This is a genomic window from Rhizobium sp. R339 (assembly GCF_002211395.1).
GTDB lineage: Bacteria > Pseudomonadota > Alphaproteobacteria > Rhizobiales > Rhizobiaceae > Rhizobium.
Genome location: NZ_LOKV01000003.1, coordinates 66,385 through 87,450 on the forward strand (window position 1 = coordinate 66,385; position 21,066 = coordinate 87,450).

General features: G+C 61.9%; 22 protein-coding genes. 4 read left to right on the top strand and 18 right to left on the bottom strand.

Annotated features, from left to right (window positions below; genetic code table 11):
- Positions 1-29: 29 nt before the first annotated feature.
- Positions 30-1,010 carry a quinone oxidoreductase gene (locus ATY76_RS06970; RefSeq protein WP_088674053.1) on the bottom strand — a complete coding sequence of 327 codons (981 nt, stop codon included), beginning with the start codon at positions 1,008-1,010 and terminating at the stop codon, positions 30-32.
- 12 nt (positions 1,011-1,022) lie between these two features.
- On the bottom strand, positions 1,023-1,751 hold the full coding sequence (gene pcsA, locus ATY76_RS06975) for a phosphatidylcholine synthase (protein WP_088674054.1): 729 nt from the start codon (positions 1,749-1,751) through the stop codon (positions 1,023-1,025).
- 343 nt (positions 1,752-2,094) lie between these two features.
- On the opposite strand from pcsA, the gene ATY76_RS06980 reads away from it, so the two are divergent.
- On the top strand, positions 2,095-2,907 hold the full coding sequence (locus ATY76_RS06980; protein ID WP_010060954.1) for a ferredoxin--NADP reductase: 813 nt from the start codon (positions 2,095-2,097) through the stop codon (positions 2,905-2,907).
- 50 nt (positions 2,908-2,957) lie between these two features.
- Here ATY76_RS06980 and ATY76_RS06985 read toward each other — a convergent pair whose 3' ends face one another.
- From ATY76_RS06985 to ATY76_RS07015, 7 genes are all read right to left on the bottom strand, one after another.
- Positions 2,958-3,572 (bottom strand): GntR family transcriptional regulator, encoded by a 615-nt coding sequence (locus ATY76_RS06985; RefSeq protein WP_088674055.1) that lies wholly within the window; start codon positions 3,570-3,572, stop codon positions 2,958-2,960.
- Positions 3,573-3,677: 105 nt separating this feature from the next.
- Entirely contained in the window at positions 3,678-4,043 is a 366-nt protein-coding gene (locus ATY76_RS06990; RefSeq protein ID WP_088674056.1) for a VOC family protein, read from the bottom strand.
- A gap of 69 nt (positions 4,044-4,112) precedes the next feature.
- Complete coding sequence (locus ATY76_RS06995; RefSeq protein ID WP_088674057.1) at positions 4,113-5,315, bottom strand: ABC transporter permease; 1,203 nt, start codon at positions 5,313-5,315, stop codon at positions 4,113-4,115.
- Complete coding sequence (locus tag ATY76_RS07000; RefSeq protein ID WP_088674058.1) at positions 5,305-6,021, bottom strand: ABC transporter ATP-binding protein; 717 nt, start codon at positions 6,019-6,021, stop codon at positions 5,305-5,307. The genes ATY76_RS06995 and ATY76_RS07000 overlap by 11 nt, the downstream gene beginning before the upstream one ends.
- Positions 6,022-6,033: 12 nt before the next feature.
- On the bottom strand, positions 6,034-7,323 hold the full coding sequence (locus tag ATY76_RS07005; RefSeq protein WP_088674059.1) for an efflux RND transporter periplasmic adaptor subunit: 1,290 nt from the start codon (positions 7,321-7,323) through the stop codon (positions 6,034-6,036).
- Positions 7,324-7,507: 184 nt separating this feature from the next.
- Positions 7,508-7,882: a GFA family protein gene (locus ATY76_RS07010; RefSeq protein WP_088674060.1), complete on the bottom strand. Its 375-nt coding sequence runs from the start codon at positions 7,880-7,882 to the stop codon at positions 7,508-7,510.
- A gap of 8 nt (positions 7,883-7,890) precedes the next feature.
- Positions 7,891-8,100 carry a hypothetical protein gene (locus tag ATY76_RS07015; protein WP_088674061.1) on the bottom strand — a complete coding sequence of 70 codons (210 nt, stop codon included), beginning with the start codon at positions 8,098-8,100 and terminating at the stop codon, positions 7,891-7,893.
- A gap of 381 nt (positions 8,101-8,481) precedes the next feature.
- Between ATY76_RS07015 and ATY76_RS07020 the strand changes: the two genes are divergently transcribed.
- Positions 8,482-8,664, top strand: coding sequence for a hypothetical protein (locus ATY76_RS07020; RefSeq protein WP_004673791.1), 183 nt, complete (start codon positions 8,482-8,484; stop codon positions 8,662-8,664).
- Between the two features lie 53 nt (positions 8,665-8,717).
- On the opposite strand, the gene ugpC is transcribed toward ATY76_RS07020, so the two are convergent.
- The 5 genes from ugpC to ATY76_RS07045 form a co-directional block, all read right to left on the bottom strand.
- Complete coding sequence (ugpC, locus tag ATY76_RS07025) at positions 8,718-9,797, bottom strand: sn-glycerol-3-phosphate ABC transporter ATP-binding protein UgpC (RefSeq protein WP_088674062.1); 1,080 nt, start codon at positions 9,795-9,797, stop codon at positions 8,718-8,720.
- Between the two features lie 18 nt (positions 9,798-9,815).
- Positions 9,816-10,865 carry a carbohydrate ABC transporter permease gene (locus ATY76_RS07030; protein ID WP_088674063.1) on the bottom strand — a complete coding sequence of 350 codons (1,050 nt, stop codon included), beginning with the start codon at positions 10,863-10,865 and terminating at the stop codon, positions 9,816-9,818.
- Entirely contained in the window at positions 10,862-11,899 is a 1,038-nt protein-coding gene (locus tag ATY76_RS07035) for a sugar ABC transporter permease (protein ID WP_088674064.1), read from the bottom strand. The genes ATY76_RS07030 and ATY76_RS07035 overlap by 4 nt, the downstream gene beginning before the upstream one ends.
- Positions 11,900-11,910: 11 nt before the next feature.
- On the bottom strand, positions 11,911-13,170 hold the full coding sequence (locus ATY76_RS07040) for an ABC transporter substrate-binding protein (protein WP_088674065.1): 1,260 nt from the start codon (positions 13,168-13,170) through the stop codon (positions 11,911-11,913).
- Positions 13,171-13,235: 65 nt separating this feature from the next.
- A complete protein-coding gene (locus ATY76_RS07045) occupies positions 13,236-15,758 on the bottom strand; it encodes a hypothetical protein (protein WP_088674066.1) in 2,523 nt (840 codons plus the stop codon).
- Positions 15,759-15,935: 177 nt separating this feature from the next.
- On the opposite strand from ATY76_RS07045, the gene ATY76_RS07050 reads away from it, so the two are divergent.
- Entirely contained in the window at positions 15,936-16,991 is a 1,056-nt protein-coding gene (locus ATY76_RS07050) for a LacI family DNA-binding transcriptional regulator (RefSeq protein WP_088674067.1), read from the top strand.
- Entirely contained in the window at positions 16,988-17,515 is a 528-nt protein-coding gene (locus ATY76_RS07055) for an NADPH-dependent FMN reductase (protein ID WP_088674068.1), read from the top strand. The genes ATY76_RS07050 and ATY76_RS07055 overlap by 4 nt, the downstream gene beginning before the upstream one ends.
- 27 nt (positions 17,516-17,542) lie before the next feature.
- Here ATY76_RS07055 and ATY76_RS07060 read toward each other — a convergent pair whose 3' ends face one another.
- From ATY76_RS07060 to ATY76_RS07075, 4 genes are read right to left on the bottom strand one after another with little or no spacing between them, the layout of a single operon-like run.
- Complete coding sequence (locus ATY76_RS07060; protein WP_088674069.1) at positions 17,543-18,286, bottom strand: ABC transporter ATP-binding protein; 744 nt, start codon at positions 18,284-18,286, stop codon at positions 17,543-17,545.
- Entirely contained in the window at positions 18,283-19,128 is an 846-nt protein-coding gene (locus tag ATY76_RS07065; RefSeq protein WP_088674070.1) for an ABC transporter ATP-binding protein, read from the bottom strand. The genes ATY76_RS07060 and ATY76_RS07065 overlap by 4 nt, the downstream gene beginning before the upstream one ends.
- 1 nt (position 19,129) lies before the next feature.
- Positions 19,130-20,032 (bottom strand): ABC transporter permease, encoded by a 903-nt coding sequence (locus ATY76_RS07070; protein WP_088674071.1) that lies wholly within the window; start codon positions 20,030-20,032, stop codon positions 19,130-19,132.
- The gene (locus ATY76_RS07075) at positions 20,029-21,057 is read right to left on the bottom strand and encodes an ABC transporter permease (protein WP_064825239.1); all 1,029 of its coding nucleotides are present in this window, start codon (positions 21,055-21,057) and stop codon (positions 20,029-20,031) included. The genes ATY76_RS07070 and ATY76_RS07075 overlap by 4 nt, the downstream gene beginning before the upstream one ends.
- Between the last annotated feature and the right edge of the window lie 9 nt (positions 21,058-21,066).

A 21,066-nucleotide genomic window follows, 5' to 3' on the forward strand; every position in this document is an offset into this window, starting at 1 on the left:
TTCTTCTGCCGACCGGTCCGTTTCGGATCTCATGGAATCAGCAGCGTCGTTCCGGTTGTTTTTCTTGTTTCCAGATCCGCGTGAGCCCGCCCAACCTCACGCAGCGGATAGGTTTGATTGACATTGATACGCACTTTGTTGCTTTGCACAACATCAAATAGCGCGTTTGCACTGTCGATCAGTTCCTGGCGCGCGGCGATATAGGTGAAGAGGGTCGGGCGCGTTGCGAAAAGCGAACCTTTCTGCGCCAGCATGGCGAGGGTGAAATTCTCGATCGGGCCGGAGGACTGGCCGAAGGAGGCGAAGAGCCCGCGCGACTTCAGGCAGTCGAGAGACTGTGGAAAAGTATCGCGGCCGATCGAATCATAGACGACATCCACGCCCTTGCCGCCCGTAATCTCGCGAACGCGGCCGACGAAATCTTCGCTCTTGTAATTGATGACGTGATCGTAGCCATGGGCGAGCGCCAGCTCGATCTTGTCTTCAGAGCCTGCCGTGCCGATGACGGTGGCGCCGAGCGCCTTTGCCCACTGGCCGGCGATCAGACCAACGCCGCCAGCCGCGGCATGGAACAGGAGTACCGTCCCGGGGCCGACCTTGAAGGTGCGGTTGAGGAGATATTCGGCGGTCATGCCCTTCAGCATCATTGCCGCGGCCGTTTCGAGCTCGATGCCGTCAGGCACACGCACCAGATGCCGCGTCTCGACATTGCGCTCGGCGCTATAGGCGCCGTCGGCGCTGGCATAGGCGACACGGTCGCCAACCTTGAAATCTGTAACACCAGGGCCAACCGACGTCACGGTGCCGGCGCCCTCCTTGCCGGCGACGAAGGGCAGATGCGGCACCTTGTAGGTGCCGTTACGGAAATAGACGTCGATAAAGTTGAGGCCGACCGCCGCCTGCCTGATCTGCACCTCGCCCGCCGAGGGCTCGGGAAGATCGACCTCGGCATAGTCGAAAACCTCCGGGCCGCCTGTCCTGGAGAATGAAACCGCCTGCGTCTTCGTCATCTTGGCTTATCCCTATGCTTCGCGTCCGAGGGCGGGGAAGAATTGCAGCACCGCGCCGATAACGTAAAGATAGAGCCCGGTCACGATGAAGAGAATGAGCGCCCATTCCGGCGTTTCGAAATGCATCAGCAGCGAATAGACGCCGAGCGCCGACCACAGCAGGAAGATGCCGAGATTGAGCGGGCGCAGCCTTTTGACGCGAACCGGATGCAGGAAATTGATCGGCAGGAAGGTCAGCACCACCGAAATGGTCACGACGACAAGTGCCGTCGTCGCGCTGGCATCGATGACGAACAGGGTGAAGACGATCATATTCCAGACGACGGGAAAACCGGAGAAGAAATACTCGTCCGTCTTCATGCCCATATCGGCATAATAAATGGCGCTGGAGACGACGATCATGCCGGCGGCGGCGAAGGACCATGGCTCGCCGATCATGCCGCTCTGATAGAGCGCAAACGCCGGCAGGAGCACATAGGTGACGTAATCGATGATATTATCGAGCGTGTCACCCGACCAGTTCGGCAGCACTTCCTTGACGCGCACCTTGCGGGCGATCGGCCCGTCTATGCCGTCGACGAGAAGGGCAAGGCCCAGCCACCAGAACATGTCGATGAAGCGGTGCTCGGCGGCGGCAACGACGCCGAGAAAGGCAAGGAAAGAGCCGGACGCCGTCAGGATATGGACGGAAAAGGCGCGCATCTCCGCGTAAGGAACACGCTTGTAGTTGAAAATCTTCATATTCCCCCGACCGCCTATCGCGCTCGCCCCGGCAAGCATGTTTTTTCGCCATCATCACCGGACCCTGTTTCTGAAGTGGGTTCGACGCCGTAGGTCTTTGTTGTCGCACCGCTTTTGCCGAAAATCTGCATCCGGCAGCGGCGCGCCGCTCTAATATGCATCCTTTGCGGGGCTTCGCCAGCGGGAAATACGACATTCCCCGCTCACCTTGAATCCTGACAATAACACGCATATTTCCCTTCATGAGCGCTGCGTGGAATGGAATGCCTTTAATTCCGGCCCGATATGTAATATCTGCCTCGCATCCGATAAGTTTATCGACGAAACGGGATCCTCTACCGCAATGAACGCGCCTGCAAAGACCGAAGACTTCGCCTCGTCCATCCCCGCCGGCGTCTACGCCGAGACGGTGCTTGCCGTGACGCATTATACCGACCGGCTCTTCCGCTTCACGATGACCCGGCCGCAGGGCTTCCGTTTCCGTTCCGGCGAATTCGCGATGATCGGCCTGATGGTCGAGGGCAAGCCGGTCTTCCGCGCCTATTCGATCGCCAGCCCCGCCTGGGCCGAAGAGCTCGAATTCTTCTCCATCAAGGTGCCGGACGGTCCCCTCACCTCGCATCTGCAGGCAATCAAGCCAGGCGACCAGGTGCTGATGCGCAAGAAGCCGACGGGCACGCTGGTGCTCGACGCGCTGACGCCCGGACGCCGTCTCTACATGTTCTCGACGGGAACGGGCGTTGCGCCTTTCGCCAGCCTGATCCGCGACCCCGAGACCTATGAAAAGTTCGAGGAAGTCATCCTCACCCATACCACGCGCGACGTTGCCGAACTGAAATACGGCTTTGACCTCGTGCATGAGATCCAGAACGATGAGCTGCTGAAGGAAGTCGTCGGCGACAAGCTGCGCCATTACGCGACCGTCACGCGCGAGGATTTCGAATATCGCGGCCGTATCACCGACCTCATCTCCTCCGGCAAGCTGTTTACCGATCTCGGCGTGCCGCCGCTCGATCCGGCAATCGACCGCGGCATGATCTGCGGTTCTTCGGCCATGCTGAAGGATACCAAGGAACTGCTCGAAAAGGCCGGCCTCAATGAAGGCGCCAACAGCAAGCCCGCCGAATTCGTCATCGAGCGCGCTTTCGTCGGCTGACGCTCTTTCGACAATCAGACCTTACAACGGCTCCGGAAACGGGGCCGTTTCTATATGTGGGCGAGATAGTCGATCAAAACCGTCATGGCAGCCCGCGCCTCGTCCGGCTTGCCCTCATGAATGGCGCGGATGACGGCGACATGCAGCGCGATGGAGCGATCCATGCGCTCCGGACTTGCGGTGGAGTACCAAAGACGGCGCGAATGCGTTTGCACCGGGCCGAGCGCTGCCGTGATGAAACCATTCGGACAGGCATCCTCGAGGATTTCGTCGAAGGCCTTGTCGGCGGCGAAGAAACCGGCAAGATCACCCGTGACGGCGCATTCCTCCATTGCGCGGGCGCAATCGACGAGACGCGCGCGCTGTCCATCACTCGCATGCTCCGCGACGAGGCTTGCCGCGATCGGCTCCAACTCACACCGCACCTGCATGACATTGCCATGATCCTCAGGCCCGATCACGGCGACCTGCAGCCCAACGCGCGGCTTCACGAGGATCAGCCCCTGCCAGGCAAGCTTCTGGATCGCTTCACGCACCGGCGTGCGCCCATGGCCCGCCATATCGATCAGCTGCTTTTCCGTGACGAACGCCCCAGGCTTCAGCGCCAACGTGACGATCAGATGCTCCAGCGCGAGATAGGCGAGATGGCTCTGTGACGTCTGCATGCCGAAATCCGAACCTGATATACAATAATCTGAAATGCCCGAAAACCCGAGGCAAGTCACGCTGATATATCATAACAGAGACAGATAGATAACAGACTTTGAGGATCAAACGCCGTCTTTGCGAAAAGCCCGGCTAGAAACCGAGATCGAATTTTGACACGGGTCCTTTGTATTGGCGAATACATAGCCATCAGCTTTATGGAGAGGGCCAAACTGCAGGCCGTTCTCCGCGCTTTGCGTGCAAAAGGCCTCGACATCCGCCACATCGAATACGAGCTTGATGATGGATTGGCCGCTCCGCTGTCCCTTGGCTGCCTGATGAAGCATTATATTGACGCCGCCCTCCTGGGCGACGAGTTCGACGATCCTGTCGCCAGGCAGACTGGTCGCCGTGAAACCGAAATGCTTCTCATAAAACCGTGCCGTTTCCTCGACGTTCTTGGCGTAGATCACCAACCTGTTGAGCGGCATGATGTTACCCCTTACGTTCGGTTCACAAGAGTAGAAGGGCTTGGCACGTTTCCCACCACGAACCATTTCTTATTCATGCCGCAACGCCTCGATCGGGTTCAACTGCGCAGCCCTCCTCGCGGGGAAATAGCCGAAGATCATGCCGATTGCGGCGGAGAAGAGGAAGGCGACGGCGATCATCATTGGGCTGAAGACGAAGGGGACTTTCAGGAGCGTCACGGCGCCGAAGCCGAGGCTCAAGCCCAATATGATGCCGGTGATGCCGCCGAAGAGCGAGAGCGCCACTGCTTCGACCAGGAACTGGGTGAGCACCTGGTTTTCGAGCGCGCCGATCGCCAGGCGGATGCCGATCTCGCGGGTTCGCTCGGTGACGGAGACAAGCATGATGTTCATGATGCCGATGCCGCCGACGAGGAGGCTGATTGCGGCGACGGCGCCGAGCAGGCCGGTCAAGAGCGTCGTCGTGCCGGTCATCGCCTCGGCGATCTGCGTCATGTCATTGACGTTGAAATCGTCCTGCCGGCCGGGAACGATCTTGCGGCGTTCGCGCAGGAGATTTTCGACATCGGACTGCACCTTGGCGGTCGATACGCCGTCGCGAGCGGAAATGACGATGCTCGGCACATTGGAACTGCCGCTGATGCGCCGCTGGAATACCTTGACCGGCATGATCACGACGTCGTCCTGGTCGTTGCCCATGCCGGACTGGCCGCGCTTGGCGAGCACGCCGATGACGGGGCATGAGACCTTGCCGACGCGGATCTGCTGGCCGGTCGGATCGGCTGCGCCGAAGAGCTGTTCGCGGACCGTGCCGCCGATGATGCAACGCGACTGGCCGCGTTCCTCGGCCGGCGTGAAATTGCGCCCGAGCGTCAGATCCCAGTCCTGGGCGACGAGATAGTCGTTGGTCGTACCGTAAACGGTGGTGGAGTGGTTTTGCCCCCCGAAGATGACGGTCGCCGTCGACTGGTTGGCTGGCGCCACCGCCCGCAGGCCGGAAACCTGATCGCGGATCGCCGCCACGTCCTTCAGCGAGAAGCGCCGCGCCTCGGAACTTGCGCGGCCGGGACCGAACTGGCCGGGACGGACGAACAGCATGTTGGTGCCGAGCCGCGAGAGCTCGGTCGAAACCTGCGCGGTTGTGCCGTTACCGATCGTCACCAGCGCGATGACGGCGGCGACGCCGATGACGACGCCGAGCACGGTCAGGAACGAGCGCAGCATGTTGCGGCTGATGGCGCGCAGCGCGAGCTTCAGCGTCTCAAAGAACATGATCCGCCCTCCTCCGGTGCTCGGCTTCCGTCTCCAGTTTGCCATCGACGAAACGAAGCAGGCGCTGCGCATAGGCGGCGATATCGGGCTCGTGCGTGACCATGACGATGGTAATGCCCTGCTCGCGGTTCAGCCTCGTCATCAGATCCATGATCTCGACGCTGGTCTTCGTGTCGAGATTGCCTGTGGGTTCGTCGGCGAGCAGCAGCGCCGGCTCGGTGACGATGGCGCGGGCGATGGCGACGCGCTGCTGCTGGCCGCCGGATAGTTCCTGTGTCTTGTGGTGCTCGCGGCCGGAAAGGCCGACCAGCGCCAAGGCCTCGCGCGCCCGCTCACGCCGTTCGCGCACCGCCATGCCGCGATAGATCAGCGGCAGCTCGACATTCTCGACGGCCGAGGTACGCGACAGGAGATTGAAGCCCTGGAAGACGAAGCCGAGCATGTGGCGACGCAACAACGTCAACTGGCTGCGGTCGAAACCGCTGGTCGGGATGCCCTGGAAGATGTAATCGCCGCCGCTCGGCACATCGAGGCAGCCGAGAATGTTCATCGCCGTCGACTTGCCGGAGCCAGACGGCCCCATGATCGCGACGAACTCACGGGCGTCGATCGCAAGGTCGACACGATCGAGCGCGCGGATCGCCGCCTCGCCCTCGCCGTAGATTTTCGAGACCTGCCTGAATTCGATGAGCGGCGGGCTTGCCATCCGTCTCTCCGCCTAGTTCGTCCGCACCGTGGTGTCGGTCACCACGGCGTCGTTTTCCTTGATTTCGCCGGAGACGACCTGGGTGAACTGGCCATCGGACGAACCGACCTGGATGACGACGGGCGCGGGGCGGCCATTGCGCAACACCCAAACGCGGCGCTCTGTGCCGGTCAGCGCCGGACCGGCATTGCGGCGCTGGCGCGGCGGACCGAAAAGGCCGAAAATGCCGCGGCCACGCGTCTCAGTCTGCGGCGGGGCATAACGCAGCGCGCTGTTCGGCACCATCAGCGTATTCTTGACGGCCTCGACGGTGATGTCGGCCGTCGCCGTCATGCCGGGACGCAGCAGCAGGTCGGCATTGTCGACTGAAAGTACGGCCTTGTAGGTCACGACATTGTTGACCACTTCGGAGGCAAAGCGGATCTGCTCGATCTCGGCGGGGAAGTTCCGGTCGGGATAGGCGTCCACGGTGAACTTCGCCTTCTGGCCGACGGCGATCTGGCCGACATCGGCCTCGTCGACATCGACCTGCAACTCCATTTTCTTCAGGTCGCCGGCGATGGTGAAGAGGACCGGGGCCGACAGCGAGGCTGCGACCGTGGCGCCGGGATTGACGGAGCGGGTGAGGATCACGCCGTCGATCGGCGAGACGATCTTCGCTTTGGCGAGATTGACCTCGGCAAGCTGCAGGTCTGCCTCCGAGGCCAGCACCTCGGCCTCGTTGATCTGTTTTGCGGCGACGGCGGAATCATATTTGTAGGTGGCGTCGTCGAGGCTCTGCTGGGTGGAGACGTTGCTCCTGACCAGGCTCTTCAGCCGTTCCAGCGAGGTGCTTGCCGATTCCAGATCCGCATTGGCCTTGGCGACATTCGCCTTGGCCGAATTCAGCTTGGCGCGCGAACTCTTCACATCCGCCTCGAGCTTGTTGGTATCGAGCTGAGCCAGTACGTCGCCGGATTTGATGGCGCTGTTGTAATCGACGTTGACGTCGCGAACCGTGCCGGAAAGCTCGCTCGATATATCCACCTGCTCGGTCGGCTGCACTGAGCCGGTGGCGGTGACGAGCACCGTCAGGTCGCCGCGTTTTGCCGGCTGTGTGGCGTAGCTCACTTCGCTGCGCCCGCGACCCATATAGATGTAGGCGGCGACTGCGGCAGCGGCGACGACGACGAGAAGAACGAGCAGGCGTCCGCGCCAGCGGCGTCGCTTGCCCTGCTTTCCCGAAGCGGCAAGAACCGCTGCGAGGTCAGGCGTTGCGCCGGCCTTTGCCCCGGTTTCGTTGCCGCTTACGATTTTGTTCATGTCGTCCTCGATCCGTCAGTGGCCGCTTCGGCCTCCGCAGCGAAATAATCACACTTCAGATGAACCGGCGATTAGCACTGTCGCCGGAGTGCCACGGAATTGCGGATGGGTGAAATGAAATATTGGTAAGAAAAGTCAAGTTTCGGTGCGGCGGAACATGTCGCCCAAAACCGTACAGCGTTCGTCAGTCCGCATCCTCGTTAAATTGGTCCGCGCCGGGCAAAGCATGCAGCCATGGTTCGCGCCGTTTGGTCCAGACCTCGTAGCCGGGGGCAAGGTCGGTCGGTGGACTATCGAGAGACCCGAGGCGGATTTCAACTGCGGCGTCCTGGAGACAAAAGAGCCTGCCGCCGCAGACGGAGCAGAAGCTGCGGCCGGAGAACGTGGCGATTTCGCCGCTATGGGAGAAAGCCTGACGCGGCCAGACGGCGAAGTAAACGAAGGCGGAGCCGCTCGTTTTGCGGCAATCGGCACAATGGCAGAGGCCGACGCGAAGCGGCTCGCCTTCCACCCTGTAGGCGACCGCCCCGCAAAGGCAGCTTCCGGTTCGGATCTTCATCGGAGCCGTCAGCCGTCCAGGCTGGTCGGCAGGCCGGGCGGACGCCGCTTCGCCGCCATCAACAGGTCGAGCTCGGTGGCCGATGGGCCGAATTTTTCGTAGAGCCGCTTCGCCTCCTTGTCGTCGAGCCGGTATTTTCTCGCGAACTCGCCAATGCTGTAGGGGCGGCCACGCAAAACTCTTCGCGCCGGGGTCGCCGTGTTCGGTGCGTCGGTCATGCTTTCCTCCTTTCGTAGGTGCTTTGTAAGCTAGAGCAGCCTATCCAATTGAAAAGAGCCCGCAGGTCCTACTGGGCGTTGCGACGCGAAGGGATCAGCTTGATTTTCCTGGAACCTTCAGCCGAAAGCTGCATTCCCAAGTCGAGGTTGCGGACCGCGCCAAGCGGACGCGGCGGTGCTGGAGAACACCGGGATTTTTCCGCTTTCTTCCGGTGGCCAACGAAATGGCAGACGAGCTCCCTACCCGCCCGGTTCGCTTCCTCATCCGAATGTTTCGACAAGAGATCACGAAATATTAAAATGGGGAACGCATGTGCCGAAGTGAGGTTCTTTCCTTCGAGGTCGACGTGGCCTCAGTTGAAAAAACCAAGGAGAAACCAGATGGCCAACCAAGGTGGAACCCACGAACAGCACGTCAAAGCCGGGCAGCAGAGTCACAAGAACGACTCCAACACCCGCAGCGCCTCATCAGGCGGCCGTGACGCGCAGTCCAGCGGAACCCGCGGCGGCAGCCATGAACAGCATGTAAAGGCTGGTCAACAAAGCCACAAAAACAGCCACTAACGCTGTCTGATATGAAAATTCGGCCCGCGCTTCGGCGCGGGCTTTCTTTTGCCTCAGGACACGCGCCGTCCATCCTCGCCGAAGAGATGCAGCACCGCCGGATCAAGACGCAGCGGCAGGCTGTCGCCCGATTTCACCTGCTGCTGGCCGGCAAAGACCGCGATCAATTTCTTTCCGGCCGCGTCGGAGTGAACGACCGTCTCGGATCCCAATTCCTCGACCAGGGTAATATGGGTGTCCAGCCGGGTCGCATCGCCCGTCTCGGCAACGGTGATGTGCTGCGGGCGGATGCCGATGCTCACTCTCTCTCCTATCGGACGCGCCTCGGCGGCGGCGACGGAAAGACGATGGCCGCCAACGGTTTCGACCTGCGCAAGCCCGCCCTCGTGACCGGTGATCGATCCCTCCAGGAAATTCATGTGCGGGGCACCGATGAAGCCGGCGACAAAGCGGTTGGCCGGCTTGTTATAGAGTTCCAGCGGCGTCCCGACCTGCTCGATCCTGCCGCCTCTCAGCACCACGATACGGTTTGCGAGCGTCATCGCCTCGACCTGGTCATGGGTGACGTAGATCATCGTCGCCTTCAGCCGCGCATGAAGGGCAGCGAGTTCGGCGCGCATGCTGACCCTGAGCTCGGCGTCGAGATTGGAGAGGGGCTCGTCGAGCAGGAAGGCATCGGGACGGCGAACGATGGCGCGGCCGATGGCTACGCGCTGACGCTGGCCGCCGGAGAGCTGGCCCGGGCGGCGCTGCAGGAAAGGCTCGATCTCCAGCATGCGGGCGGCGTCAGTGATGCGCGCTTCGATCTCGGCCTTCGCCACCTTGGTATTCTCAAGACCGAAGGCAAGATTTTCCCGTACGCTCATATGCGGATAGAGCGCATAGGACTGGAAAACCATAGCGAGGCCGCGGTCGGCAGCGCCGATCGCCGTGACATCCTTGCCATCGATGAGAATGTTGCCGCCGGTGGGTTTGTCCAGGCCGGCAATCAGGCGCAGCAGCGTCGATTTCCCGCAGCCGGACGGGCCGACGAATGCCACGAACTCGCCGTCGTTGACGGCAAGCGAGACATCCCGGATGACCTCGACGGAGCCGAAATTCTTGACGATGTTCCTGAGCTCGAGCCCGCTCATGCACTCTCCTGTTTCATATTATTTCAGTCCGGAGCCGGCGATGCCCGTGGTGATGAAGCGCTGCAGGAAGACGAAGATCAGCACCACGGGGATCATCGAGACGACGGTCATGGCAAGGATATAGTGCCATTGCACATTGAGTTCGCCGGCATAGACGTTGAGGCCGACCTGCAGTGTGTAGAGCTCTTTGCGCGAGAGCACGATCAGCGGCCAAAGGAAGTCGTTCCAGCGCCAGACGACCGAGAAGATCGCCAGCACCGCCAGTGCCGGCGCCGACAGCGGCAGGATGATGCGCCAGTAGATCTGCCATTCGCTGGCCTTGTCCATGCGCGCCGCGTCGATCAGTTCGTCGGGAATGGTCAGCATATATTGCCGGAGCAGGAAGACGCCCGTCGGGGTGGCGACCGTCGGCAGGATGACGCCCCAGAGGCTGTCGAAGAGGTTCAGCGTGCCGATGACCGAATAGAGCGGCACGACGATGACAGAGAGCGGCACCATCAGCGTCGCCAGGATCATCAGCATCACGGCAGTGCGGCCGGGGAATTGGTATTTCGAGAGCGCAAAGGCCGCCATGGAATTGACGAGCAGCGTTATGGCCGTCGCGACGACCGTCACGAAGACGGAGTTGCGCAGGAACAGGAAGAAATCGAAGCGTTGGAACGGTTCGGTGTAGTTGCCGGCGGCGAATTCGACCTTGCGCACCGGCGTGCGGTCCTTGATGTTGACCTTGACGATTTCGCCGGGCTGTTTCGGATCGACCATCTGGCCGATAATGCCGATGCGGCGGACTTCGGCGAGCACGCGACTGCTGCCATCGGGCATGGTCACGTTATAAAGCGGCAAGGGTTTGTCATGGCCCGGCACAACGGCCTGCTCGGTGACATAGGGCAGCAAGGACGGCGGGAATTCGGCAAGCGCGGCCGGCGTCTTGAAGGAGGAGAAAACCAGCCAGACGGCCGGTCCGAACATCAGGAAAACCCCCGAGATCAGCCAGATCCAGGTGACCACGTCAGTCCAGTGCCAGCCGCGGCCACGGCGGCGCAGCAGGAATGCTCCGACCGCGCTCATTGGCGTGTTCCCTTCTTCTCATTTCGGCTGCTGGCCCCAAGCTGGATGAGCGTCAGAATGACCAGCACGATGCCCATCAGGATCGAGGCCGCCGATGCAAGCCCGGGATTGCGCAAGGAACTCGCAAAACCGGTCTCGTAAATATATTGGGTGATGTACATGGTGCTGGTGCCCGGCCCGCCGCCTGTGAGAACGAAGACCTCGTCGAAGATCTGCACGGCGCGGATCAGCGCCAGCACAAGGACGACGATGAGGTTCGGCATTAGCAGCGGCAGGGTGATGCGCCGGAAGATGCGGGTCGGGCTCGCCTTGTCCATCGCCGCCGCCTCGTAGAGATCTTTCGGGATCGCCTGCAGGCCGGCAAGCAGGATCAGCGCGTAAAAGCCCATATGCGCCCAGACCGATACGAAGACGGCGAAGAAGAAGGCCCAGAAACGATCGCTGAGCCAGGAGAAGGGCTCGAAGCCAAAGGGGCTCAGCGCATAGTTCAACAAGCCTTCCCGCTGCAGGATCCATTTCCAGATCAGGCCGACGACGACGGGCGACAGCAGCACCGGAAAGAAGAAAACCGCGCGCCAGAAGCCGCGATTGGAAAGCTCGCGGTTGAGGATCAGGGCCGTGGCCAGCGCCGTGATCAGCATCGCGGTCACCTGGAAGAGGACGAAGACGGCGGTGTTGCGCACCGCCGCCCAGAAAGTGTCGGCCGCGCAGGTCGACGGATCGAGATAAGAGCCGCAGTCGAAGAGAATGCGGTACTGGTCGGCGCCGACATAGGTCCTGTTCGGAAGGAAGATGGCGCTGCCGCTCGTCGTCGAATAAATGAAGTTGATGACCAGCGGCAGGAGCACGAAGACAGTGAAGATCAGCATGTTGGGCGCGAGGAAGACGCCCGCCATGCCGTTCAGTCCCGTCAGCTTCTGCCAGGCGCGCATGGGAATATCGACCATTCCCATGACAAGGCGGACAGGCGCGCGAAGCGCCTGCCGCAGACCGGCTTTCGCCGGCGGTTCGGTGGAAACCGTCTTCAACGCCATCCGTTCTTCCGTCAGTTGCCTGCGACCTTGGCCTTGATGTCCTCGTCGATGCGGGCATAGGCATCGTCGAGCTTCATCTCGCCGGCGATCACTTGGCTGATGCGGGCGACGATGGCGCTGTAATAGGCGTCCGACCACTTCCAGCCCGGCAGCTTCATGGCAGGTGCCGCCGTCTGAGGGGCTGCTTCGACGAAGGCTTTCAGCGCAGCCTGCACATGTTGAATGTCGGTTTTGAACTCCAGCTGGCCGGAGGCCACGCCCTTATGCGCCGGAATGAACAGGCTGCGCTCAGTGAATTCCTTCTGCACGTCGGCGCTTGCCAGGTAATCCATCACCTTGGCGACGTCCTTCGGATTCTGGGTGTATTTGATTGCGACCAGGCCCGCCCCGCCCTGCATGCCGCTGCAGGCGACCGTGCCGCAAGGGCTTCCCGCCATGACCCAATCGAAATTGTCGCCGATCTTCTGGGCGAAGGCCGAAACCTGCCAGCTGCCGGAGTAATAATAGGCAAGACCGCCATTGATGAAATCCTCGGCCGCGGCGCGATAGGTGGTGCCGGCGGCGCTGACCCATACATCCTTGTTGATCGTGCCATCCTCGTTCCACTTGACGAAGCGGCTGAGGAAATCCTTCGAGCCCTGGTCGATCGGCGCCGGCTTGCCATCGGCTGCGATGTAATTGGCGCCGTAAGAAATGTTCGGGCCGGAGACGCGGTGGCCGGAGCGGTCAATCGCCATGGCGAAGACTTTCTGGCTGTCTGCGACCTTCTTGGCAGCCGCTGCCCAGTCGTCCCAGGTGGCCTTCGGGCCGGGAATTTCGACGCCGGCCTGTTCGAAGAGCGTCTTGTTGACGAAGCCGCCTGTCAGCGTCAGCTGCGTCATGAAGCCGGTAATGGCATTCGAGCCGTCGGGACGCATCCAGTCGGCCTGGGCGCCGAAATTGTCGTCCCAATATTTCGCATCGGCAAGCAGCGGGCGAAGATCGAGCCAGTGCTGCGCCTGCGCCTTCAGATTGGTGACGCGGGCAATGTCCGGCCCCTTGCCCGCTTCGAGCTGCACCGGCAGCTGCTCTTTCACGACATCGTAGGAAACCTCGTCGAGGATGACGTTGACATCGGGATTGGCCTTGGAGAAGCGCGACAGCAGGTCTTTGATCACCTCGCCTTCGCCGCCGTCGGAATACCACATGATGCGTACGTCGCCGGCGTGGGCGGCAACGGAGCTCAAGAGAACCGCAGCCAAAGCCGCGCCGATCGATTTCATTCTGGTCATTTTCTCCTCCTCCTGACCGATGAATTGCTATGGCCGGCCGGTCCTCCTCCTGCCGGACATGCCGCCTACGAGGCCGCGCGCCGAGGCTGCCTGCCTGGTATCTGAAGATGTACCGCGTCTCCTCGCACCGACCAGTCCGATGGACGAAGAATACGGCCCTCGGCACGGACGGTTCCCTCCTGCTCGAAGATGACCTGACCATAATCCGGATCGACGATGATCAATGCGCCTTCGTCGTCGCGGCGGGCTGCGAGCCCGGCAAAACGCGCCCGCATGCCATCGAGGCCGTCTTCACGGCCGAGATCGGAGAGACGAACGATCCAGCGACCCTTGCGGCCGGAGAGCCGCAGCTCGACATCCGTCGTCGGGCCGTGCTTCACCGGATCGAGCGGCCCGTTGCCGATCAGCATCGCCAGCCCATCGCCGGAGCGGGCGAGCGCCACATTACCGTCGACCACCGTGTCGTCGAAGGCTTCGAGCGGGAACCACGCATGGGTGAAATCCGGCTGCCCCTCATGAATATCGAAATCGAGGATCGCCAGATCACGATATTGATGCACGCGCGGCAGCGTTCCGCAGCCGCCCCAGAAGCTCGGCCGGCCGTAACCGAACTGGATGGTTTCGCCGGGATGGTTGATCCAGATCTGCGCTTCCGGCCGGTTGCCCAAGCGCAGATGCAGCACCGTCTCCTGATAGCCCCAGGCGCCAGGGCGATAATGCGCGATGGTGCCGAGCGCGGTGTCGCGCGTCTTGTAATGATAGAGGGCAGCAAACCGGTTTTCGCCCTGGGAGAAGGTCCATTCCTGCGCGTCGCCGGTATCATGCGCGGCGATCGCAGCAAGGCTTTCGGGAAATTGCAGGCCGTGGTCTCTGATGCAGACGGCAAGCTGCGGCAGCGCGTGCACGCGCCGGCCATACCAGCCGCGGCCCCAGAGCAGACGGGCAATGGCGGAGAGTTCGACCGAACGGCCGGGGCGCAGCGTATGTTCGTACGAGCGGCCCTGGCTGCCGGTCAGCATGCCGTGATGGGCCGAGCGGGTGACGATCTCCATCAGGCGAATGATGCTGGCATTCGCCCGGCCGCGGATCGTCTCATCCGGCGCGCAGGCGGCAAGCGCCGTCAGACCTTTGAGGTCGATCGGGAAATAGGGAACGGAATTCCACTCGGCCATTTCCCAGCGCTCGAAATGATCCAGCCAGGCACGAACGCGCTCTTCGCCGACCTTCATCTGCTCGGCGCCGGTGCGGCCGGAACGGACGAAAATAGCATCGGGGAAAAGCCTGCCGCCGAGATAGGCGGCGGTGTGGAAGAGCAGCGCGTGGTTTTCTGAAAAATACCACTGAACGTCGTTGCCCGGCTCGTCCATCCAATAGCGGTAATTAAGGACAGCTTGCTTAACCCTGCCGCGCAGTTCCGCTGACAGAAGATCACTCCAGCGCGTATAGGCAAACAGCAGCGGCACCAGAACGAAATCTGCGCAGTCGTGGCAGTCTTCGATGACGGGCAGCATGGCCGAGATCATCGCCTCGGTCTCCTCGCCGCCCTGCCCCAGCGCAAGACGGGCGAAAGCGCAGACCGTGTCGGGCTCGGAATGGGCGGCGACCTCGGCAAGCGCCTCGGCGACGCGGTCCGCCAGGGCGGCAGGTGCAGGCCCCTGGCGTTCGGGATGACAGATCTCGACGCCGAGCGTGCGGCCGAGCGACAGCGCGCCAGTCTTGAACGTGATGCGGAAATGGCGGAAATCGGCCGGCATGCGTGCCGAGGTTCCGAGTTCCAACTTGGTCGTGCCCTTCTCCAGCGCGAAGTCATAGTCGAAGCGCTCGGTCGACATGAAGTCGCCTTCGATCTCGACATGACAGCTCAGCGCTACCGGCAGCGGCGCGGGAAAGAGGATCGTCACATCCTCGCCGAGATAGGCTGCGCGGTCGAAGCGCATGCCTTCGAGGATCGCCTCCAGCCCACCCGCAGCATCGGCGGCGATCGGCACGGGGACCGATGTCTCGACCTCCGGTCCATCGAGATAGTCCAACTGGAAATAGAAGCGGGCATCGCGTTCGGCGAGGTCGTCAAAATAGATGCGGATCTCGTTGAGGCCAGCGACAAGCTCCACCTCGAAGATCTGCTGGGCTTCCAGATTGCGCTCGTAAGGCGCCATGAAGCCCTGTTCGGCGCTGTTGATGAAGAGGATGGCGCCGCCGCAGGTCGACAGGCGAAGCTTGGTCGGCCCGGCAGTCGGGGTATCGAGGAAGGTGCGCGCCCAGCAGCCGATGCGCGTCGGGCGAAACCAGAAGCCGGAAAGATCGACACGCGGCGAGGCAAAGGGAAGCCACCATCGGACGGCTTCGAATTCGGTGGTCGGTTTCGGTCTCAGGCCGGCGAAGGACGCTTTGAATTCGGTGCGGCAGGGATATTCATGTGGGATGAAATTCTTCGTCTTGGTGACGAAGAAGAAGGGATCCATCCTGCCTTCCATCGGGCGATCGGCGACGTCGTAGCGTGCCTGCGAGAGATGGCCGAGCTGCCAGTAGACGATCGGGCTCTGCTTCGGGGTCTTACGACGGATATGGGATTGCTGAGTGGCGGCCATGTTTCAGTCCGCTTGAACCTGAAGACAGCAGGCGAAACACCGGCGCATGGACTGCCCGTAAAGCCGCATCTCCAGCCTCCCTTTGTTGCGGTCTCCTCGCGGGCAATTGTGCATAGGCATTTCATTTGCGCAATCTGAAAGATTTTTGCATAAATGAGGTGGGAGCGAGGAGGTGTCATGGCGGCGGAGCAGAAAAAAGGCAGGCGCACACGTCTCGATGATATCGCCGCCCGATGCGGCGTATCGATCAGCACGGTGTCCCGGGCGCTCGCCGGGGAAAAGGGCGTGAGGCCCGAAATCCGCAAGCTGGTGCTGGAAACGGCGAGCGCGGTGAGCTACGCCCTGCCGGCGAGCGTCGCCGGCAAGAAGATCATGCTTGTGGCCTCGGGCGCCGCAATGATCGATTACGTCCGCAACCAATTCACGCTCCACGTTCTCGAAGGTTTGAATGCGCGGGCCGCCGCCCTCGGCATTGAGGTGGCGATGCGCCCTATTGCCGACAAAGCCGACGAGGCGCGTGTCATTGCAGAGATGCGCAACGATGCGAGCTTCGGCGGCATGCTGATCCTCACCGTCGACGAGGAGGACATGCTTGCGGCGGCCGCCGATCTTGGAAAGCCCGTCGTGCTCGTCAACAGCGACGATCCCTATATGCGGCTTTCCAGTGTCACGCCCTGCAATCGCTCGGCCGCCTTCATTGCCGCGGAGCGGCTGATCAAGGCCGGTCACGAACGCATCCTGTTCATGCTGAGGCCGGGGCGACGGACGATCGAGCGTCGCCTGGAGGGCTGGCGCGATGCGCTGCAGAACCATGGGCTGGCAGCCGGTTGCGAAATGGTTCTCGAGGTCGACGACTGGCTGCCGGATCTCGGCGCCGAGGCTGTCACCCGTCTCGTCCGCGACAAGGGCCTCTTCTTCACCGCCATCCTCACGGCAGGCGACAGCCTTGCTAACGGCGCCGTGCGCGGATTGCAGGCATTGGGATATGCCGTGCCGCAGGACATTTCCGTCATGGGTATCGACGACCTGCCGCAATCGGCCTTTCTCAATCCGCCGCTTTCGACAGTGCATATTCCGATGCGCGAACTCGGCGCCACCGCGCTCGATCTCTTGCGCGACATGATGCTCGGCCTTGCGATGCCGCGGCGGCGCGTCGAGCTTTCCTGCCATCTCGTCGAAAGGGGCAGTGTCGCAGCCGTCAGCCGCCCGCAGGAGATCATGCCGCGATCATGAAATTTCTGGCCATTTCGGGAAGCGCCCGCCGCGCCTCCACCAATACCGCCATGCTTTATGCGCTGCAGTCGGCTGCCGGCTCGACGTATGCGGTTTCGATCTATGACCGCGTGGGAGAACTTCCGGTCTTTTCGCCCGATCTGGAAGAGAATCCCCCGCGTGAAGTCGCGGCTCTCGCGAGAGCGATTGCCGATGCCGATGGGCTGATCCTGGCAAGCCCCGAATATATCAGATCAATTCCGGGCGGACTGAAGAACGCCATCGACTGGCTGGTGTCCCGCAATGAGGTGATCGGCAAACCGATCGTACTTGCGCATGCGTCACATCGCGGCGACGACATGCTCCAGCAACTTCGCGTAGTGCTCGCCACGCTCAGCGATCGCTTCAACGAGCAACTCTTCCTCCGGCTCCATCTGATGAAGCTTTCCCCTGATGAGGTCGCTGCTTATCTTTCCGAGCCTCGGCATCAGGAGGAGATGCGCCGTTTCCTCGACGCTTTCGCAAACTATTGCGCGGCTGCCTGACCTTTGCATTGTGCGGCTGCGGCGCCCTTAAGCTTCCATGAAGCTCGCCTCGAACAACTCGCGCGCATAGGCATGGTGCGTGGTGCCGGCCTGCAGATCCGCCTTGGTGAGTTCGTCGACGAAACCGCCGTCCTTCATGATCAACACCCGGTCGCACATATGGGCAATGACCGCGAGATCGTGGCTGACGAGCAGATAGGTCAGTCCCTTTTCTTCGCGCTGATCGGCAAGCAGGTTCAGGATTTCGGCCTGGATCGAGACATCGAGCGCCGATGTCGGCTCGTCCAGCAGCAGGATCGGCGGCGACAGGATCAGGGCTCGGGCAATCGCCACGCGCTGCCGCTGGCCGCCGGAAAGCTCGTGGGGAAAGCGGTTTGCAAAATTCGCGGGCAAGCCCACCTGGATCAATGCTCTTTCGACCTTGGACCAGATATCGGAATGGCCCATTGCGCGCAGCGGCTCGGCGAGCGCGGTGCCGATGCGATGGCGGGGATGCAGCGATCCATAGGGATCCTGAAACACCATCTGGGCAAGCGTCAGTTCCCGCCGGGAGCGCTTTTTCCCGATCGGCTTTCCGCCGAGCTCGATCTGGCCTGTCCAGCCGGCCTCCATGCCGGCAAGGCAGCGCAGCACCGTCGACTTGCCGCAGCCGGATTCGCCGACGATGCCGAGCGTCTCGCCGGGGTTGACCTGAAAATTGATGCCCCTGACGACATGGTTCCTGTTCTTGCCATGGGAAAAGACGACATCGAGGTCACGGACATTGATCATTGCGCCGCCTCCAGATCGAGTTTCGCCCTGTCGAGAACCGCAAGGCGGCGAACAGGGTTCTTGGGGTCGGGCAGCGCCGATATCAGGCCGCGCGTATAGGGATGGCGAGCATCTTCCAAACTGGTCAGGGTTTCGACGATCCGGCCGGCATACATGACGATGATGCGCTCGCAGAAGGCCGCGACCATGCGAATGTCGTGGCTGATCAGAAGCAGACCCGAATTGTTTTCACGCACCAGTTCGTCGAGCAGCAGCAGCACGTCCTTTCGCACGCTGACATCGAGAGCCGAGGTCGGCTCGTCGGCGATGACGAGCTTCGGCCGCGCCAGCAGCATCATCGCGATCATCACGCGCTGGCCCATGCCGCCGGATATCTGGTGGGGGTAAAGCGCCATGACCCGGTTCGGATCACTGATGCGCACGCGCTCCAGCATGGCGCGGACCGCATCCTGCGCCGGTTTGCCGCGCAGGCCGAGGTGCAGCCGCGCGGCTTCGGCAATCTGTTTGCCGATGGAGAGAACCGGATTGAGCGAATAGCGCGGATCCTGCATGATCAGCGCGATATCCTTGCCGCGCAGCGCGCCCATCTGACGCTCGCTCTTCGAGAGAAGCGAACTGCCGGCAAGATCCAGGCGCTCGGCAGAGACCACGGCGGCCGGCGGCAGAAGACGCATGATGGCGCGGCCGGTCGTCGACTTGCCGGAGCCGGATTCGCCGACGATGCCGACACGTTCGCGCCCGACGTCGAAACTGACGTTGGAGACAGCAGGCACCGCGCCCCGCCCAAAACGGACGCTCAATTCCTTGACCGAAAGAACGGGCTGGAGATCACGATCTTGCATTTCACGACCTTGCATGGCGGGGATCCAGAATGTCGCGCAGAGCATCTCCGGCGATGTTGAAGGCGAGGCTCGTCAACAGGATGGCGATACCCGGCATGACGGCGACCCACCAGTAGTCGAGCATGAACTTGCGGCCGTTCGAGATCATCGCACCCCATTCCGGCGCGGGCGGCTGGGCGCCGAGGCCAAGGAAGCCGAGCGAGGCTGCCGTCAGGATAATGCCCGCCATGTTGAGCGTCAGGCGAACGATGACCGACGGAATGCACATGGGCGCGATATAGAGAAGCAGAATGCGTAGCGGTGACGCGCCGTAAAGGCGGGCGGCGACCACATAATCCGCGTTTCTCACGACGAGCGCCTCTGCCCGGGCAAGCCTTGCGATCGGCGGCCATGCGGTGAGCGAGATGGCGATGATCGCCGTGCCCAAGCCTGCGCCGAGGGCGGCGGCAAAAGCGAGCGCCAGGATCAGCGAGGGAAAGGAAAGAACGATATCGGTGGCACGCATCAAAAAGGCATCGGTATTGCCGCCGAAGAAACCGGCGACGACGCCGATCAGCAATCCGATCGGCCCGACGATCAGGGAGACTGAGAGCACGGTCTGGATGGTGATGCGCGTCCCGAAGATCAGACGGCTCAAAATATCGCGGCCAAATTCATCGGTGCCGGCCAGATGCGCAAGGCTCGGAGGCTGTAGAGCGTCGCCAAGCGCCTGAATGGTCGGATCGTATGGCGCCAGAAGCGGCGCGAAGATCGCGACCACGCAGAGGATGCCGAGGACGACGAAGCCCGCAAGGCCGAGCGGCTCGTCGGCCAGTTTCCGGCCGGCGCGCCCAAACGAGGCTGCAACGCGGCTCGGCACGCTTGGAGGACGGATCGTGATCTCGCTGTGAACGGCATCGCTCATCGGGCCGCCTCCCTCATGCGCGGATCGAGCACGGCATAGGCGACGTCGGCCAGGAAGTTCAGGAACATGAAGATGAATCCCACGATGATGGTGGCTGCGACGATGGCGTTCATATCGCCGATCATCAGCGCGTTGGTCATGTACTGGCCGATACCAGGCCAGGAGAAGACGATCTCGGTCACGACGGCGCCTTCGAGCAGCCCGCCATAGGAAATGGCAAGGATGGTGATCAACTGCACCGCGATATTCGGAAGGACATGGCGCAAAATCGTTCCGGTCGGGCTGACGCCCTTGGCGCGGGCAGCAATGACATAATCCTGGCTCAGCTGCTCCAGCGTGAAGCTGCGGGTCATGCGGGTGATATAGGCCATCGCGGCGTAAGCCAGAATGATGGCCGGCAGGATGATGTGGCCGAGCGCATTCCAGAAGATCTCGGTTTCGCCCTGCAGCAGGCTGTCGATCAGCAGCAGTCCTGTCTGGGGGGTGACGAGGCCTTCATAGAAGACATCGACCCTGCCCGGTCCGCCGACCCAGTTGAGCCCGGCATAAAAAATGACGAGTCCGACGATACCGAACCAGAAGACCGGTATCGAATGGCCAACGAGGGCGACAACCCGGGCGATCTTGTCGATCACGCTGTCGCGAAACAGCGCCGCGACCAGGCCGAGCGGCACACCGACGAAGGTCGAAATGATCACCGCCAGCGTCGCAAGTTCGAATGTCGCGGGAAAGGCCTGCGCGAGGTCCGAAGAGACGGGGTTGCCGGTGAGCACAGCCGTGCCGAAATCACCATGGGCGAGCCCGTTCAGATAGAGGAAGAACTGCTGATAGATCGGCAGGTCGAGCCCCAGGCGCGTCCGCATCGCCGCATAGGCGGCGGGATCGGCGAGTTCGCCGACGATCGCGCCGACGGGATCCGTGGGCAGGACGCGGCCGATCACGAAGGTCACACATAAGAGAATGAACAGGCTGACCAGCAAATGCGCCAGGCGTCGGCCAAATTCGGCTACAGAGAGTTCCTTCATGATCGGCTG